This window comes from Bradyrhizobium sp. SZCCHNS3052 (assembly GCF_032484495.1).
Classification (GTDB): domain Bacteria; phylum Pseudomonadota; class Alphaproteobacteria; order Rhizobiales; family Xanthobacteraceae; genus Bradyrhizobium.
Map to the genome: position 1 here is coordinate 652,186 of NZ_JAUETB010000001.1, position 17,283 is coordinate 669,468.

The following is a 17,283-nucleotide window of genomic DNA, read 5'->3' on the forward strand; positions in this document are numbered from 1 at the left end:
ACCGTTCAGGCCGCGGCCGTCTGCTGCAGGGACAGCCACACCACGCCATCCTCGACCTTCGCGGGATAGGATGGCGTACAGCCCTGGTCGGGTGCCACGGCCTGTCCGGTCGCGAGCTCGATGACGAAATTGTGCAGCGGGCATGTCACGCGGCGGTTGTGGACGATGCCCTGCGACAAGGGGCCTGCCTTGTGCGGGCAGCGATCGTCCAGCGCGAACACCTCGTCACCATCGGTGCGGAAGACCGCGATGTTGCCGCGCGGCGTGCGCACGACGCGCGAGCCGAGCGGGGGAATGTCGTCGAGCGGGCCGACTTGAAACCAGGTGGTCATGCGAGCTCCAATTCGGCCATCGGCGTAAACTCGTTGCGATCGACGCCGCGACGGGCGCGCGCCGCCCATGGATCGCTCTGCGAGAATTGCTGCGAATAGGCGAAGCGTTCAAACAGCGCCTTGCGGTTCTTGACGTCCTCGACCACCTGCTTGTGGATGTTGTCGAAGCCGACGCGGTCGCACCATTTGTACATCCGTTCCAGGTACCAGCCCTGTTCACGATAGAGCTGGGTCAGCGCGACGATGATCTCGAGCGCCTCGTCCTCGGTCGCCGTCTTGGTCAGGAATTCCGTGCCCTTGATGTGGAGGCCGGCGGCGCCCGCAAAATGGATCTCGTAGCCTGAATCGACGCAGATCACTCCGACATCTTTGCAGGTCGATTCCGCGCAGTTGCGCGGGCAACCGGAGACGGCGAGCTTCACCTTCGCGGGCGTCCATGATCCCCACATGAACTTCTCGATCTTGATGCCGAGGCCAGTGGAGTCCTGGGTGCCGAAGCGGCACCATTCCGACCCGACGCAGGTCTTCACGGTGCGCAGACCCTTGGCATAGGCGTGGCCGGAGACCATACCCGCATCGTTGAGATCGGCCCATACCGCCGGCAAATCTTCCTTCTTCACCCCGAGCAGATCGATACGCTGTCCGCCGGTCACCTTGACGGTCGGGATGTTGAACTTGTCGGCGACGTCGGCGATCGCGCGCAATTCGCCGGGCGTGGTCACGCCGCCCCACATCCGCGGCACCACGGAGTAGGTGCCGTCCTTCTGGATGTTGGCGTGAACGCGCTCGTTGATGAAGCGGGATTGCTGGTCGTCGCGATACTCGCCGGGCCAGGTCGCGAGCAGATAGTAGTTCAAGGCGGGCCGGCAGGAATGGCAGCCGTTCGGCGTCTTCCAGTCCATGAATCGCATGACAGCGGGGATCGACTTCAGTTGCTGTTCGATGATGACGCGCCGGACGTCGTCATGGCTGTGGTCGGTGCAGGCGCAGACCGGCTTCACCTTGGGCGCCGCCGAGTAGTCGCCGCCGAGCGTGAACGCCAGCACCTGCTCGACCAGGCCGGTGCACGAGCCGCATGAGGACGACGCCTTGGTATGGGCGCGCACGTCGTCGAGCGTGAACAGCTTCTTTTCGCTGATCGCCTTGACGATCGCGCCCTTGCAGACGCCGTTGCAGCCGCAGATTTCGGCCTCGTCGCTCATGGCGGCAACCGAGTTCTGTCCGCCGTGGCCACCGTCGCCGAGATGCGCCGAGCCGAACACCAGACGTTCGCGCATGTGGGAGACATCGGTGCCGTCGCGCATGTGCTGGAAATACCAGGGCCCGTCGATGGTGTCGCCGTACAGCACGGTGCCCACGATCTTCTTGTCGCGCAGGATGATCCGCTTGTAGACGCCGCGATTGGCATCCTGCAGGACGATCTCCTCCTTGTCGGGTCCCGGCGCGAAGTCGCCGGCCGAGAACAGGTCGATGCCCGTGACTTTCAGCTTGGTCGAGACCACTGACCCGTCATAGGTGGCGAATCCCTTCATCGCCAGATGATTGGCGCAGACCTTCGCCTGGTCGAACAGCGGCGCCACCAGACCATAGGTCTGACGGCGGTGCTGCACGCATTCGCCGACGGCGTAGATGCGACCGTCATAGGTCTGCATCGTATCGGAGACCACGATGCCTCGCTCGCAGTACAGCCCGGCCTTCTTTGCCAGTTCGATATTGGGACGGATGCCCACGGCCATCACCACGAGATCGGCCGCGACCTCGGTGCCGTCGGTGAAGCGGACGCCGGTGACGTGCGTTTCGCCGAGGATGGCCTGCGTCTGCGCCGGCATCTTGAACTCCAGCCCGCGCTCCTCCAGCGATTTGCGCAGCATGCCGCCGGCGACCGGGTCGAGCTGGCGCTCCATCAGCGTGTCGAGAAGATGCACGACCGTGACCTTCATGCCGCGCTTCATCAGACCATTGGCGGCTTCGAGGCCGAGCAGGCCGCCGCCGATCACGACCGCGTGGCGATGTCGCGTCGAGGCTTCGACCATGTGCTCGACGTCCTTGATGTCGCGGAAGCCGATGACGCCGGGCAGGGCGGCGCCGGGGACCGGAAGAACGATCGGGCTCGAGCCGGTCGCGATCAGCAACCGATCATAAGGATAGCGTTCGCCAGTTTCGGTGACCACCTCGCAGCTCCGGCGGTCGATCATCGTGACCGTCTCGCCCTTGCGCAGGGTGATCTGGTTGTCCTCGTACCACTGCTCCGTGTTCAGCATGATGTCGTCGACGGTCTTCTCGCCCGCGAGCACCGGCGACAGCAGGATGCGGTTGTAGTTGCCGTAGGGCTCGGCGCCGAAGACGCTGATGTCGTAGAGATCAGGCGCCCGTTCCAGCAGCGCCTCCACTGTGCGAATTCCGGCCATGCCGTTGCCGATCACCACCAGTTTCTGCTTGATCGTCTTGTCGAGCATGGTCTGCCTTTCGAATGCCAGCGACATCCAGCGGCGACGCGAACGGGCGTCAGCCCAATCGGTCGCTGTGGTCATGTTTGAATTTTGGGGGAGGCCCAACTGCGGGCAGAGCTGATCGTCGCCAATGACGGTCGCGAGCCAACTGATTCAAATCTCGTGCCATTCGTGTCGTCGCCGGAAATCGCGGTAATTCAAGGGTTGAGCCGCCGCTTGCGCGCGCGGCTGGCGACACCTTCGCTCAAATAGTAGCCGCGGCCGATCAGATTATGTGCATCATCGATGGAAGCGCTTCGGTTCGAGCACCGATCGCGTCGGCTTCGGCGGGCGCTCAAAAAGCCATCAGTGTGCGCGCGGTGCAGGCGGGCTCTGCGTTCATGTTGAGCATCAGCGATCCGTAGAACTGCGGCTTCGAAGTCCCAAGCTCCGGTACGGGTTGAGAAAAACGTGAATCACCAAAGTTGGTGCGAAACTTGCTGAAAGGCGGGCAGGACCGGGCGTATCTCAACGACGAGACCGCCGCTCAACTCACCCGACAATTTGTCCCCTTTACGCAGCTCCTGCCGAGCCTGCTCGCGCGCGCCTGCGTCACGAGGTTTGAGACCATGAAGCTCGACGACTTCAAGAAGGCCGGTCATTGGCCGACACTGCTGGCTGCTTTCCTCTATTTCGACATCAGCTTCATGGCCTGGGTCGCACTCGGACCGCTGATCGTCTATGTCGCCCGCGACATGAATCTTGCGGTCAACGAAAAGTTCACGCTGGTCGCGATCCCCGTGCTGGCAGGCGCGCTGCTGCGTGTTCCCATGGGCATTCTGGCCGACATCATCGGCGCCAAGCGCACGGGCGTGATCGCGCAGCTGGTGGTCATGACGGCGACCGCCTGCGTTGCCTATTTCGGACTCCCCAGCAAGCTGGCCGTCGAGCTGTTCGGCGTCGTGCTCGGCATCGGCGGCGCCTCGTTCGCCGTCGCGCTGCCTCAGGCCAGCCGCTGGTATCCGCCGCAGTATCAGGGCATCGTGATGGGGATCGCAGGGGCCGGAAACATGGGCGTTGTGCTCGACACGCTGCTCGCGCCAACAATCGCCGAACATTGGGGCTGGCAGGCCGTTTTCGGGGTGCTGCTCATTCCGATGGTCATGGTCCTGATCTACTACATCGTCGCCGCGAAGGATGCGCCCGGTGAACGCAAGCCGGTCTCGCTCAAGGCCTATGGCGGCCTGCTGCGCGATCCCGACAGCCGCTGGTTCATGTTCTTCTACTTCATCACCTTCGGCGGCTTCGTCGGCCTCGCCAACGCCCTGCCGCTGTACTTCTCGGTGCAGTATCATGTCTCCGGAGTGGCGGCCGGATTGCTGGTGGCGCTGATCGTCGCTTTCGGCTCCGGCTTCCGTCCGGTGGGCGGTCTCATTGCGGACCGGATCGGTGGCATCCGGTCGCTCTCGATCCTGTTTGGCATTGTGGTCGCCGCCTATGTCGTGATCGCCTTCATGCCGGAAGGGCCGGCTGCGCCGACCCAGGCGGGCTGGGAGCTCATGAACATGCCACGCATTGCGTGGATTTCGGTGCTGTTGTTCTCGATCGGCGTGCTCGCGCTCGGGATGGGCAACGGCGCGGTGTTCCAGCTCATTCCGCTGCGCTTCCGCCACGAGATCGGCCTGATGACCGGTCTCGTCGGCTGCGCAGGCGGCATCGGCGGATTCTTCCTCGCCCAGGCGCTCGGCACGGCCAAGGGAATGACCGGCGGATTCGGGGCCGGCTTCCTGTTCTTTGGTTTGCTGGCATTGCTCGGCTTCGTCGGACTTGCCATGGTCAAGGTCCGTTGGCGCACCACGTGGGGCGCCGTTTCCGGCGCGCGCGTCTGACCCGACGCGCCGTCGCTCCATAGGCAAGGTGTTCAGGCGTGGCCGGCGCGCATCGCAATCTTCAGGTTCGCGTCGGCTTCGCTAGCGAGACCGGCAAGCGACCGAACAATGAGGATTACGTCGGCGCCCGCCTTGGCCTGCAGGGGGCGACGGATCGCGATATCGTCGCCGCCGTCGCCGACGGCGTCGGCGGCCACAAGGGTGGGCGCGAGGCGGCGGAGCTCGCCGTCCGCGGCTTCATCGATGCCTATCATTCTCTGCCCGAGACGGCGGGCGTGCGAAGCCGAGCCGCGCGTGCGCTGGAAGCCATCAATAGCTGGATCCATGCGCAGGGCCGCGTCGACCCCGAGTTGCATGGAATGAGCTGCGCCTTCTCCGCGGTGGTGCTGTCGCGGCGAACCTGCCACGTCGTCCACGTCGGGGACACTCGCGTCTATCGCCTCAGCGAAGGGCGCCTCGAGCGTCTGACGACCGACCATGTCGCGGGCCGCGCTGACCTTGCCCACGTCCTCAACCGGGGCATCGGTTTCGAGCAGTTCGCCCGCTTCGACTACACGACGCTCGGCATGCGTCAGCACGACCGGTTTCTGATCTGCAGCGACGGGATCCACGGCATCCTGCCGGATTCGCGCCTTCAGGAGATCCTGGCCGAACGGACTCCCCCGGAGGATTCCGCGCGGGGAATCGTCGCCGCCGCCCTTGCGGCCGGCAGCAACGACAATTCGACGGCGCTGGTGCTCGACGTCGTCGATCTTCCGCCGGCCGACCGCGACGAGCTCACAGGTTCGATCTCGTCCCTGCCGATCGGCGAGCTGCCTTCGCCCGGTGACGTGATCGACGGATTCCGGCTTGGCGATATCCTTTCCGATGGCCGCTACTCCCGGCTGTTCAAGGCGATCGACGCGGGGCAGGGTGACAGGGAGGTCGTCCTGAAATTTCCGCATCCGCGCGTCGCGAGCGAAGGTTCGTTCCGCCTGGCGTTCATTCGCGAAGCCTGGGTTGCCGCGCGTGTGCGCAGCATCTGGATCGGCGAGATCATCGAGCTTCCCGTCGAGCGCCAGACCCGGCTCTATTCGGCAATGCCATTCTACGCGGGGGAGACGCTCGAGCAGCGTCTGAACCGGCCGCCCCGATTGTCGCTTGCGGAGGGCACCGCGATCGCGACCAAGCTCGTGCGCGCGGTGGTGGCGTTGCACCGGGCCGGCATCATCCATCGCGATATCAAGCCGGACAACGTGATCCTGCTCGAGAACGGCGGCTTGCGCCTGATCGATCTCGGGGTCGCGCGCGTGCCGCGGTTCGAGGACTTTCCGGCCGAGGATATTCCGGGGACCCCGAGCTACATGGCGCCGGAGCTGTTCGCCGGTAAGCCGGGTGACGAAGCGTCCGACCTGTTCGCCCTCGGCGTCACCGTCTACCGCATGTTCACGCGCTCTTATCCGTTCGGCGAGATCGAGCCGTTCTCGCGCCCGCGCTTCGGCAAACCGGTGCCGATTTCACGCTACCGGCCGGAACTGCCGGCCTGGCTCGACGCCGTGATCGGAAAGGCGTTGAACGTCGATCCTGCACAGCGTTACGGTGATGCCATCGAATTCGCCCACGAGTTGGAGAACGGTGCGTCATGGGCGGGTCCGGCGATCGCCAAGCGTCGCTCGCTTCACGACCGCAACCCGCTGTTGTTCTGGAGGATGCTCTGCGCGCTTCAATTCATCATCATCATCATTCTGGTGAGCCTGCTGACGCGACACTGAGTGGCGACGTGCGACCGCCCGAATAGGTAATCCCGATGCCCGAGAAGGTCCTGATCTATTCCCGCCTGCCGAAGTCGCTGACCCAGCGCTTCGCCGATCGCTTCGAGCTGCTCGACAGCGGCGGCACGCCGGCGCACGAGGTGTTTCCGGCGGAGGAGGTTGCGCAGATCCGGGCCCTGATCACAGCCGGCGGCACGCCTCTGGGGGCCGACGACATGGACCGGCTGCCGGCGCTCGGGGCCATCGTCTGTTACGGCACGGGCTATGATGGCGTCGACCTGAAGGCGGCCGCGGCGCGCAATATCGTGGTCGGCCACAGTCCCGGCGCGAACGCTGCAGCGGTCGCCGATGTCGCGCTCATGCTGATGCTGGCGAGCGTGCGGCGGTTGACGGCGGCGGATTCCTATGTGCGCACCGGTGGCTGGGTGGAGGCCCGGCCGTCGCCGCTGTTGAAGCCGCCGCCTGGTCTGTCCGGCTGCAAGGTCGGCGTCTACGGCATGGGCGAAATCGGCCGCAAGATCGCCGCGCGCGTCGCCGCTTTCGAGACCGAGGTCGGCTATTTCAGCCGCACGCGCCACGACGATCTGCCGTATCAGTATCTTTCAAGCCTTGATGCCTTGGCCGAATGGTGCACCGTGCTGATGATCGCGGTCCGCGCCGGCGCGGAGACCACGCATATCGTCGATGCCGATCTCCTGAAGAAGATCGGGCCCGATGGCCATGTCATCAACATCTCACGTGGCTCCGTGATCGACGAAGGGGCGCTGCTGGTAGCGCTGAAGGACGGCATCATCGCTGGCGCCGGGCTCGACGTATTCGAAACCGAGCCGCACGCCCCGGATGGGCTGACGTCGTTGCAGAACGTGGTGGTCACGCCGCATATCGGCGGCAACACCCGCGAGTCTCACGTGGCGATGCAGGAATGCGTGGTCGCCAATCTCACGGCGTTCTTCGCGGGGGAGCCACTGCCGTTTCGGGTCGGATAGGCAAGCGCAAACGGCGCTCCCCCAGCACCGCAACGTCAAACGCGCAGACTGCAGATAAGTTCCACACTTGGTGCAGAAATATTCTGATGCACTGCACGCCTCTGTGAATTGCGAGTGATTTTCAAACGCTTCTAAGTTCCTCTCCTGCAATTCAGGAGAGCGGCATGGCGGCGTTCACCCTCAAGATCAACGGACGCGAGCATCAGATCGACGTCGACCCGAATACGCCCTTGTTATGGGCGATCCGGGACAATGCCGGGCTGACCGGCACCAAATACGGATGCGGCGTGGCGCAGTGCGGTGCCTGCACCGTGCATCTCGACGGCCAGAGCGTTCGCTCCTGCTCGCTGCCGGTGTCGGCGGTGGGCAAGAGCGAGATCACCACCATCGAAGGGCTGAGCGGCAAGGAAGGTGCGGCCGTGCAGAAGGCCTGGGCGGCACTCGACGTGCCCCAATGCGGCTACTGCCAGTCCGGCCAGATCATGAGCGCGGTCGCGCTGCTCGGCCTTAATCCCAAGCCGACCGATGAGGACATCGATCTCGCGATGAACGGCAACATCTGCCGCTGCGCCACCTATGTGCGCATCCGCGCTGCCATCCATACCGCAGCCAAGACGTTGGAGGGCTGATCATGAATGTGCATATGAAGCCCGCCACGTCCGCTCCGACATTGTCCCGCCGCTCGCTGCTGAAGGCGGGAGCGGGGCTGGCGCTCGCCACCTATGTCGCCCGCAATGGTGTCGCTTACGCGCAAGACGCGGCGAAGTCCGTGAACATTGCGCCCAACACGTTCCTTGTGATCGGCCAGGACGACACTGTCACCGTTCTCTGCAAGCACATCGAGTTCGGGCAGGGCCCGTTCACCGGCATGGCCACGCTGGTGGCCGAGGAGCTCGATGCCGATTGGTCGCAGATGCGCGCCGATCATGCGCCCTCGAATCCGGTGCTCTACAAAAACCTGCTGTTCGGGGTGCAGGGTACCGGCGGCTCCAGCGCAATCGCCAATTCCTACGAGCAGATGCGCAAGGTCGGCGCCGCCGCGCGCGCGATGCTGGTGGCCGCGGCCGCCGACGAATGGAAGGTCCCGGCCGAGGAGATCACGGTCGAGAAGGGCCTCATCAAGCATCCGTCCGGCAAGCAGAGCGGCTTCGGCGCGCTGGCCGCCAAGGCGATGCAGCAGCCGGTGCCGGCGAACCCGCAGCTCAAGGATCCCTCCGCCTTCAAGCTGATCGGCAAGGAAGGCGCGGTGACCCGGCTCGACAGCGTGGCGAAGTCGAACGGCTCGGCCGAGTACACGCTCGACATCAAGGATCCGGGGACGTTGACCGTTCTGGTGGCGCGCTCGCCGCGGTTCGGCGGCACGGTGGCGTCGTTCGACGCGTCGGCGGCCAAGGCCGTGTCGGGAGTGGTCGACGTCAAGGAGGTGCCGAACGGTGTAGCCGTCTATGCCGAGGGGTTCTGGCCGGCGAAGACGGCACGTGACCTTCTCAAGATCACCTGGGACGACAGCAAGGCGGAGACGCGCGGCACGGCGCAACTGCTGGAGGAGTTTCGCGCCCGTGCGAAGAAGCAGGGCGCCCTGGTGAAGCAGGAGGGCGACGTTGACGCCGAGATCGCCAAGGGCGGCAAGCTGATCGAGACCGAGTTCGTCTTTCCCTATCTGGCCCATGCGCCGATGGAGCCAATCAACGCCTTCATTCACTGGAAGGGCGATACCGCCTCGGCGCGCTATGGCAGCCAGTTTCCGACGCCTGATCACGCCGTGATCGCGCAGGTGCTTGGGCTCGACATCGCCAAAGTCGATCTCAAGACGATTCTCGCCGGCGGCAGCTTCGGCCGGCGGGCGCAGCAGTCGACCCACGTCGCCATGGAGCTGGCGCAGGTCGCCAAGGCGATCGGGCCGGGACGTCCGGTCAAGCTGGTGTGGACCCGTGAGGATGACATGCGCGGCGGCTACTACCGACCATTCAGCCTGCACCGAATGCGCGGTGTGGTCCGCGACGGCAAGATCGTGGCGTGGTCGGATACGATCGTCGGGCAGTCGATCATGAAGGGCTCGCCGTTTGAGGCGATGACCATGAAGAACGGCCTCGATTCGACGGCCTATGAGGGCTCCAACGAGATCCCTTACCAGGTGCCGAATTTCCGCTGCGACCTGCATCAGGTCGATGTCGGCGTGCCCGTGCTGTGGTGGCGCTCGGTCGGCCACACCCATACTGGCTACGCCGTCGAGGCGTTCGTCGATCAGTTGCTCGAAGCCGCCGGCCAGGATCCTGTGGAGGGACGACTGGCGATGATGGCCGACAAGCCGCGTCACGCCGGTGTGCTCAAGGCGGTCGCCGAGCTCGCGGACTGGAAGGGCGCCAAGCTCGAGGCGGGCCGCGCCCGCGGCGTTGCCGTGGTCGAGAGCTTCAACACCTACGTCGCCCAGGTGGTCGAGCTGTCGATGGGGGCCGACGGACCGGTCGTGCACAAGGTGTGGTGCGCTGTCGACTGCGGCGTCGCAGTCAATCCCGACATCATCCGCGCCCAGATGGAGGGCGGCATCGGCTTTGCGCTCGGCCACATCCTCTATGCGCAGCAGCCGCTCGACGAGGGACGACCGGTGTCGGGCAATTTCGACACCTACCGCTCGCTGCGCATCCACGAGATGCCGCAGATCGAGGTTGCGATCGTGCCGTCGACCGAGAAACCCTCGGGAGTCGGCGAGCCCGGCGTGCCGCCGCTGGGACCTGCCGTCGCCAACGCCATGGCCAGGCTGGGTCTGCCGCGCCCGACCCAACTGCCGATCCGGCCGGGAGACACCGCATGAGCCTGTTCAGAACGGCGACGATGGCGCTGCTCGCTGGCAGCCTGGCTGCGGTTGCGATCGTAGCCCTGCCGGCACTGCGGCGCGCCGATGCGGCGCCCGAGGCCACGCACGTCGCCGGCGGGCTCAAGCCGGTGGCGGACTTCGCCAGGATCAAGAGCAAGGACGAGCGCGCCGTGGCGCTGTTCGAAGAGGCCGGCAAGGTACTGCAGTCGCCGCGATGCATGAACTGCCACCCGGCCGGCGACCGGCCGACCCAGACCGACAGGATGATTCCGCATCAGTCGCTGGTGGTCCGCGGCGAGGCCGGCATGGGTGCCCCCGGCGGGCTCGCCTGCACGACCTGCCACCACGAGGCCAATTTCGACGCGGCGCGCGTGCCCGGTAATCCCAAGTGGCAGCTGGCCCCGATCGAGATGGCTTGGCAGGGCAAGTCGCTCGGCCAGATCTGCGCACAGATCAAGGATCCAAATCGCAACGGCGGCAAGACCATGGCGCAGCTGATTCACCATGTGGCTGAGGATGAGCTGGTCGGCTGGGGCTGGAATCCGGGAGCTGGGCGGACCCCGGCCCCGGGAACCCAGAAGCAGTTCGGCGAGCTGATCAAGGCCTGGGCCGACGCCGGAGCGGCCTGTCCGAAGGGCTGAGGCGGGATTGCGCCCCTGCGCGTGCAATGCCCCTCGGCCCTGATGAGCGCAGCGACATCCGGGTTTTCCGGCAGAGCACGTGAGCCCCCGCATGTCGCTATCGCCGACGCGCGTCCCGCGCGCCGGCTGTCGCTCATCCGGGCGACGGGGGGCTCCCACCCGGCTCGACGGCATGGCCCAACTGGTGCGATTTTTGCTCTTGGGGTCTTGGCAAGTCGCAATGGACCCGTTAAAGAACCGGCTTCCAGGCGGGCCGGCTGTTGCTGGCGCGCCTGTGCGCGCATTCCGAAAGTTGAGAGGAGCCAGCATTCCTTTTGAGGATATCCGTTTGGATTTCTCGGAAGGAAGAAGGATCTTTCTGCTCTCGAATGCCGCAGGGGAGGTCGGTTCGCCGATCACTCCGAATCCTGTCCGAGACTGCAGGCGCCGGCGCGGAAATCCAGTTTCCTCAATGGCTTAATCATCCAGCCTGCATAGACGGGTGAAGACCGGATTTCGGCATGTCCACTGCCTTTGTCGTGGTGGCATGCAGGTTTGGTTCGAACCTCGACACTCCGCGGGCTCTCAGGGCTTTCGGAAGGGCAGGCTATTCATCGCCGTTTTGCCTTTCGTGTCCTCGGGTTCTTCCGTCCGGAGGTCAGGTTTGGTGGGACGGCGGGTGCAACCCGGCGGTCCCGCTTTCGGGCGAAGGCCGCCAACCGGAGAGAGCTTGCTGTGGAACGAGCGGCAAAAAAAGAGGCGGTCGAGCAGCTGCACGAGGTCTTCAAGACCACGGGCGTTGCCGTCGTCGCTCACTATTCCGGCCTCACCGTGGCTCAGATGCAGAACCTGCGCAAGCAGATGAAGCAGGCTGGCGCATCGGTGAAGGTCTCGAAGAACCGTCTCGCCAAAATTGCTCTTGAAGGCACGGACGTCGTCGGCATCGGTCCCCTGTTGAAGGGGCCGACCGTGATCGCAACTTCGAACGATCCTGTCGCGGCGCCCAAGGTTGCCATCGAATTCGCCAAGGCGAACGAAAAGTTCGTCATTCTCGGCGGCTCGATGGGCTCAACCGTCCTGAATGTCGACAGCGTGAAGGCTCTGGCCTCGCTGCCGTCGCTGGACGAACTGCGCGGCAAGCTCGTCGGCCTGATCCAGGCTCCGGCGACCAAGCTGGCCCAGCTCGCCAACGCTCCCGCGGCCAAGGTCGCGCGCGTCATTCAGGCTCATGCCTCAAAGGGCGAAGCGGCCTGACGCCCTTCGCAAACACTCACAACCTGGTTTCGAACCGAACCACACTAAAGGACTACATCAATGGCTGACCTGCAGAAGATCGTCGACGACCTCTCGGCCCTCACCGTTCTCGAGGCTGCTGAGCTCGCGAAGCTCCTGGAAGAGAAGTGGGGCGTGTCCGCCGCGGCCGCCGTGGCCGTCGCCGCTCCGGGCGCTGGTGGCGCCGCTGCCGCTCCGGCGGAAGAGAAGACCGAGTTCACCGTTGTCCTGGCTTCGGCCGGCGACAAGAAGATCGAGGTCATCAAGGAAGTCCGTGCCATCACCGGCCTGGGCCTGAAGGAAGCCAAGGACCTGGTCGAGGGTGCTCCGAAGCCGGTCAAGGAAGGCGTCAACAAGGACGAGGCCGAGAAGATCAAGGCTCAGCTCGAGAAGGCCGGCGCCAAGATCGAGCTCAAGTAATCGCTTCGATTGCGCGAACGAAGTCCCCGGGCTGCCATGGGCAGGTCGGGGGCTTTCGACAGATTATGATGATCGGGTGGTAACATCGCCCGGTCATCATGTGGACAAGGAGTTTTGCAGGGGTATTGGGCGCGGCTCGGAATCACTGCAAAAGGCGTGCAACGGAACCGTCCGTTGTGGGCCGAACACGGAAAAGTGTGGAGATTTAGGGGCTTCGCTCTCGAATCTCGATTATTGTCAACCCATATTGGGTCGGCAGCACGAAAAGCCGGTTGATCGGTGGAGTGGCGTCTCCGTCCGTAAGCCGTTGGGAGATAGGCAATTTCGGGCTTTTGCAGTCCGTGACGAGATGGTTGTGACGAGCGGGTGCGTCCTCGCGCCTCGCGCGTCGTTTTGCGTTTTGCTGGTCTGAAGAACAGATCTGGGACATTTCCGTTCCGGCTCTGGGCCTCAGATCCTCGAAATGGATCGAAATTCAACCCGAAGGGGCGGTGGCAGCCGCTGTTTCGGAAGGTTCGCCCCTCCGGGCGACGAAATGAGAGGCCACGATGGCGCAGCAGACATTCACCGGTCGCAAACGCGTTCGCAAGTTCTTTGGACACATCAAGGAAGTCGCGGAGATGCCGAACCTCATCGAGGTTCAGAAGGCGTCCTACGACCAGTTCCTGATGGTGGACGAGCCCACGGGTGGCCGGCCGGATGAGGGCCTGCAGGCGGTGTTCCGCTCGGTATTCCCGATCTCCGACTTCTCCGGCACCTCGATGCTGGAGTTCGTCCGCTACGAGTTCGAGCCGCCGAAATATGACGTCGACGAGTGCCGTCAGCGCGGCATGACCTTCGCTGCGCCGCTCAAGGTGACCTTGCGCCTCATCGTGTTCGATATCGACGAGGAGACCGGCGCGAAGTCGGTCAAGGACATCAAGGAGCAGGACGTGTACATGGGCGACATTCCGCTCATGACCATGAACGGCACCTTCATCGTCAACGGCACCGAGCGCGTCATCGTCTCGCAGATGCACCGTTCGCCGGGCGTGTTCTTCGACCACGACAAGGGCAAGACCCACTCGTCGGGCAAGCTGCTGTTCGCCGCCCGCGTCATCCCGTATCGCGGCTCCTGGCTCGACATCGAGTTCGACGCCAAGGACATCGTGTTCGCGCGCATCGACCGTCGCCGCAAGCTGCCGGTGACCTCGCTGATGTTCGCGCTCGGCCTCGATGGCGAGCAGATTCTGTCGACCTTCTACAAGAAGCTGATCTACAAGCGCATCAAGGAAGGCTGGCGCGTTCCGTTCGACGCCAACCGCTTCCGCGGCTATTCGACCGTCAACGACCTGATCGACGCCGACACCGGCAAGGTCGTGCTCGAGGCCGGCAAGAAGCTCACCGTCCGCGCCGCCCGCCAGCTCCAGGAGAAGGGGCTGAAGGCGCTGCGCATGTCGGACGAGGAGCTGCTCGGCAACTACATTGCCGAGGATCTCGTCAACCCGAAGACCGGCGAGATCTATGCCGAGGCCGGCGAGGAGATCACCGACAAGCTGTTCAAGGTGCTGAACGAGCAGGGCTACAAGGACCTGCCGCTGCTCGACATCGACCACGTCAATGTCGGCCCCTACATCCGCAATACGCTGTCGGCCGACAAGAACATGACGCGTGAGGACGCGTTGTTCGACATCTACCGCGTGATGCGTCCGGGCGAGCCGCCGACGCTCGATTCGGCGCAGGCGATGTTCCAGTCGCTGTTCTTCGATGCCGAGCGCTACGACCTCTCCGCGGTCGGCCGCGTCAAGATGAACATGCGCCTCGAGCTCGATGCGCCGGACACCCAGCGCACTCTGCGCAAGGAAGACATCCTGGCGGTCATCAAGACCCTGGTCGACCTGCGCGACGGCAAGGGCGAGATCGACGACATCGACCATCTCGGCAATCGCCGCGTCCGCTCGGTCGGCGAGCTGATGGAGAACCAGTACCGCATCGGTCTCTTGCGCATGGAGCGCGCCATCAAGGAGCGCATGTCGAGCGTCGACATCGACACCGTGATGCCGCAGGACCTGATCAACGCCAAGCCTGCCGCGGCCGCGGTGCGCGAGTTCTTCGGCTCGTCGCAGCTGTCGCAGTTCATGGACCAGACCAACCCGCTGTCGGAGATCACCCACAAGCGCCGCCTGTCGGCGCTTGGACCGGGCGGTCTGACGCGCGAGCGCGCCGGCTTCGAGGTGCGCGACGTGCATCCGACGCATTACGGCCGCATCTGCCCGATCGAGACGCCGGAAGGTCCGAACATCGGCCTGATCAACTCGCTGGCGACGTTCGCCCGCGTCAACAAGTATGGCTTCGTCGAGACGCCGTACCGCAAGGTCAAGGACGGCCGCGTCACCGACGAGGTGGTGTATCTGTCCGCCATGGAGGAGGGGCGCTACCGCGTCGCGCAGGCCAACGTGCCGCTCGATGCCAAGGGTCGCTTCACCGAGGACCTCGTGGTCTGCCGTCATGCCGGCGAAGTCGTGCCGATGACGCCCGACAAGGTCGACTACATGGACGTGTCGCCGAAGCAGCTGGTTTCGGTTGCCGCGGCCTTGATCCCGTTCCTCGAGAACGACGACGCCAACCGCGCGCTGATGGGCTCGAACATGCAGCGCCAGGCGGTGCCGCTGGTTCGCGCCGAGGCGCCGTTCGTCGGCACCGGCATGGAAGGCGTGGTTGCCCGTGACTCGGGCGCCGCGATCGCGGCGCGCCGCTCGGGCGTGATCGACCAGATCGACGCCACCCGCGTCGTCATCCGCGCCACGGAAGATCTCGATCCGACCAAGTCGGGCGTCGATATCTACCGGCTGATGAAGTACCAGCGCTCGAACCAGTCGACCTGTATCAACCAGCGTCCGCTGGTGAAGGTCGGCGACATCGTCAAGAAGGGCGACATCATCGCTGACGGTCCGTCGACCGATCTCGGCGAGCTCGCGCTCGGCCGCAACGTGCTGGTCGCGTTCATGCCGTGGAACGGCTACAACTTCGAGGACTCCATCCTGCTCTCCGAGCGGATCGTGAAGGAGGACGTCTTCACCTCGATCCACATCGAGGAATTCGAGGTGATGGCCCGCGACACCAAGCTGGGTCCGGAGGAAATCACGCGCGACATTCCGAACGTGTCGGAAGAGGCGCTGAAGAACCTCGACGAAGCCGGCATCGTCTATATCGGCGCGGAGGTGCGCGCCGGCGACATCCTGGTCGGCAAGATCACGCCGAAGGGCGAGAGCCCGATGACGCCGGAAGAAAAGCTCTTGCGCGCCATCTTCGGCGAGAAGGCCTCCGACGTTCGCGACACCTCGCTGCGGGTGCCGCCGGGCGTGCAGGGCACGATCGTCGAGGTCCGCGTCTTCAACCGTCACGGCGTCGACAAGGACGAGCGTGCGCTGGCGATCGAGCGGGAAGAGATCGAGCGTCTGGCCAAGGACCGTGACGACGAGCAGGCGATCCTGGACCGCAACGTCTACAGCCGTCTCGCCGACATGCTGGACGGCCGCCAGGGCATCTCGGGGCCGAAGGGCTTCAAGAAGGACACCAAGATCACGCGCGCGGTGCTCGACGAGTATCCGAAGTCGCAGTGGTGGCTGTTCGCCTCGCCGAACGACAAGCTGATGGCCGAGATCGAGGCCATGCGGAAGCAGTACGACGAGTCGAAGAAGGGGCTGGAACAGCGCTTCCTCGACAAGGTCGAGAAGCTGCAGCGTGGCGACGAGCTGCCGCCCGGCGTGATGAAGATGGTCAAGGTCTTCGTCGCCGTGAAGCGCAAGATCCAGCCGGGCGACAAGATGGCGGGCCGTCACGGCAACAAGGGCGTCGTGTCCAAGATCGTGCCGATCGAGGACATGCCGTTCCTCGAGGACGGCACCCATGCGGACATCGTGCTGAACCCGCTCGGCGTGCCCTCGCGCATGAACGTCGGGCAGATCCTCGAGACCCATCTCGGCTGGGCCTGCGCCGGCCTCGGCAAGCGCATCGCCCAGACGGTCGATGCCTACCTGTCGAAGCAGGACGTCAAGCCGCTGAAGGAGACCTTGAAGCGGATCTACGGCGATGACGAGACCATCAAGTCGCTCAACGACAACGAGTTGATCGAGCTTGGTCACAATCTGAGCCGCGGCGTGCCGATCGCCACGCCGGTGTTCGACGGCGCCAAGGAGGCCGACATCGAGGAGATGTTGAAGCTCGCCGGCCTCGACGCATCCGGTCAGTCGACGGTCTATGACGGCCGCACCGGCGATGCGTTCGATCGCAAGGTGACGGTCGGCTACATCTACATGCTGAAGCTGCACCATCTGGTCGACGACAAGATCCATGCGCGTTCGATCGGCCCGTACTCGCTGGTCACCCAGCAGCCGCTGGGCGGCAAGGCCCAGTTCGGCGGCCAGCGTTTCGGCGAAATGGAGGTGTGGGCGCTCGAAGCCTACGGCGCGGCCTACACGCTGCAGGAGATGCTGACGGTGAAGTCGGACGACGTCGCCGGCCGCACCAAGGTCTACGAGGCGATCGTGCGCGGCGACGACACGTTCGAGGCCGGTATTCCGGAATCGTTCAACGTGCTGGTCAAGGAAATGCGCTCGCTCGGCCTCAACGTCGACCTGCACAACTCCAAGCTCGGACCGGCGCCGACGTCGGAAGCCGCCGAGTAGTTCAAGAGGTCATGCCCGGCCGTCTCGGACGGCCGGGTGCCGGTGCCTTCCCCCGCGGGTCAGGACAAGGCGCCCGTTGAGAGATTTTCGAATTTGCGGCCG

At 64.6% G+C, this 17,283-nt stretch carries 11 protein-coding genes; 9 read left to right on the top strand and 2 right to left on the bottom strand.

Translation table 11 applies throughout. The annotated features are described in order from the left end of the window. Positions 1-5 precede the first annotated feature (5 nt). Both nirD and nirB read right to left on the bottom strand, forming a co-directional pair. A complete protein-coding gene (nirD, locus tag QX073_RS02930; protein ID WP_315714577.1) occupies positions 6-332 on the bottom strand; it encodes a nitrite reductase small subunit NirD in 327 nt (108 codons plus the stop codon). Continuing rightward, positions 329-2,788, bottom strand: coding sequence for a nitrite reductase large subunit NirB (nirB, locus tag QX073_RS02935; protein ID WP_315714576.1), 2,460 nt, complete (start codon positions 2,786-2,788; stop codon positions 329-331). The genes nirD and nirB overlap by 4 nt, the downstream gene beginning before the upstream one ends. Before the next feature lie 602 nt (positions 2,789-3,390). Between nirB and QX073_RS02940 the strand changes: the two genes are divergently transcribed. The 9 genes from QX073_RS02940 (at position 3,391) to rpoB (ending at position 17,181) form a co-directional block, all read left to right on the top strand. Continuing rightward, positions 3,391-4,650 (top strand): MFS transporter, encoded by a 1,260-nt coding sequence (locus tag QX073_RS02940; protein ID WP_316225292.1) that lies wholly within the window; start codon positions 3,391-3,393, stop codon positions 4,648-4,650. A 38-nt stretch (positions 4,651-4,688) separates the two neighbouring features. Continuing rightward, positions 4,689-6,401, top strand: a complete 1,713-nt coding sequence (locus QX073_RS02945) for a bifunctional protein-serine/threonine kinase/phosphatase (RefSeq protein WP_316225293.1) — start codon at positions 4,689-4,691, stop codon at positions 6,399-6,401. A 35-nt stretch (positions 6,402-6,436) separates the two neighbouring features. Further along, positions 6,437-7,387 (top strand): 2-hydroxyacid dehydrogenase, encoded by a 951-nt coding sequence (locus tag QX073_RS02950; protein WP_316202184.1) that lies wholly within the window; start codon positions 6,437-6,439, stop codon positions 7,385-7,387. A 164-nt stretch (positions 7,388-7,551) separates the two neighbouring features. Next, positions 7,552-8,016, top strand: a complete 465-nt coding sequence (locus tag QX073_RS02955) for a (2Fe-2S)-binding protein (RefSeq protein WP_315714572.1) — start codon at positions 7,552-7,554, stop codon at positions 8,014-8,016. Between the two features lie 2 nt (positions 8,017-8,018). Then, entirely contained in the window at positions 8,019-10,199 is a 2,181-nt protein-coding gene (locus tag QX073_RS02960; protein ID WP_315749611.1) for a xanthine dehydrogenase family protein molybdopterin-binding subunit, read from the top strand. Further along, positions 10,196-10,843, top strand: coding sequence for an Isoquinoline 1-oxidoreductase subunit (locus QX073_RS02965; RefSeq protein ID WP_316225294.1), 648 nt, complete (start codon positions 10,196-10,198; stop codon positions 10,841-10,843). The genes QX073_RS02960 and QX073_RS02965 overlap by 4 nt, the downstream gene beginning before the upstream one ends. A 714-nt stretch (positions 10,844-11,557) precedes the next feature. Next, positions 11,558-12,076, top strand: coding sequence for a 50S ribosomal protein L10 (rplJ, locus tag QX073_RS02970; RefSeq protein ID WP_008963452.1), 519 nt, complete (start codon positions 11,558-11,560; stop codon positions 12,074-12,076). 60 nt (positions 12,077-12,136) lie between these two features. Next, on the top strand, positions 12,137-12,514 hold the full coding sequence (rplL, locus tag QX073_RS02975; protein WP_172108050.1) for a 50S ribosomal protein L7/L12: 378 nt from the start codon (positions 12,137-12,139) through the stop codon (positions 12,512-12,514). Positions 12,515-13,062: 548 nt separating this feature from the next. Further along, complete coding sequence (gene rpoB / locus QX073_RS02980) at positions 13,063-17,181, top strand: DNA-directed RNA polymerase subunit beta (RefSeq protein ID WP_315714569.1); 4,119 nt, start codon at positions 13,063-13,065, stop codon at positions 17,179-17,181. Positions 17,182-17,283: the final 102 nt, after the last annotated feature.

Bases quoted from the DNA above. Each gene is read 5' to 3' on its own strand.
- QX073_RS02940 (WP_316225292.1), top strand. From the start codon at position 3,391: ATGAAGCTCGACGACTTCAAGAAGGCCGGTCATTGGCCGACACTGCTG.
- nirB (WP_315714576.1), bottom strand. From the start codon at position 2,788: ATGCTCGACAAGACGATCAAGCAGAAACTGGTGGTGATCGGCAACGGC.
- rplL (WP_172108050.1), top strand. From the start codon at position 12,137: ATGGCTGACCTGCAGAAGATCGTCGACGACCTCTCGGCCCTCACCGTT.
- QX073_RS02950 (WP_316202184.1), top strand. From the start codon at position 6,437: ATGCCCGAGAAGGTCCTGATCTATTCCCGCCTGCCGAAGTCGCTGACC.
- QX073_RS02965 (WP_316225294.1), top strand. From the start codon at position 10,196: ATGAGCCTGTTCAGAACGGCGACGATGGCGCTGCTCGCTGGCAGCCTG.
- rpoB (WP_315714569.1), top strand. From the start codon at position 13,063: ATGGCGCAGCAGACATTCACCGGTCGCAAACGCGTTCGCAAGTTCTTT.
- nirD (WP_315714577.1), bottom strand. From the start codon at position 332: ATGACCACCTGGTTTCAAGTCGGCCCGCTCGACGACATTCCCCCGCTC.
- QX073_RS02955 (WP_315714572.1), top strand. From the start codon at position 7,552: ATGGCGGCGTTCACCCTCAAGATCAACGGACGCGAGCATCAGATCGAC.
- QX073_RS02960 (WP_315749611.1), top strand. From the start codon at position 8,019: ATGAATGTGCATATGAAGCCCGCCACGTCCGCTCCGACATTGTCCCGC.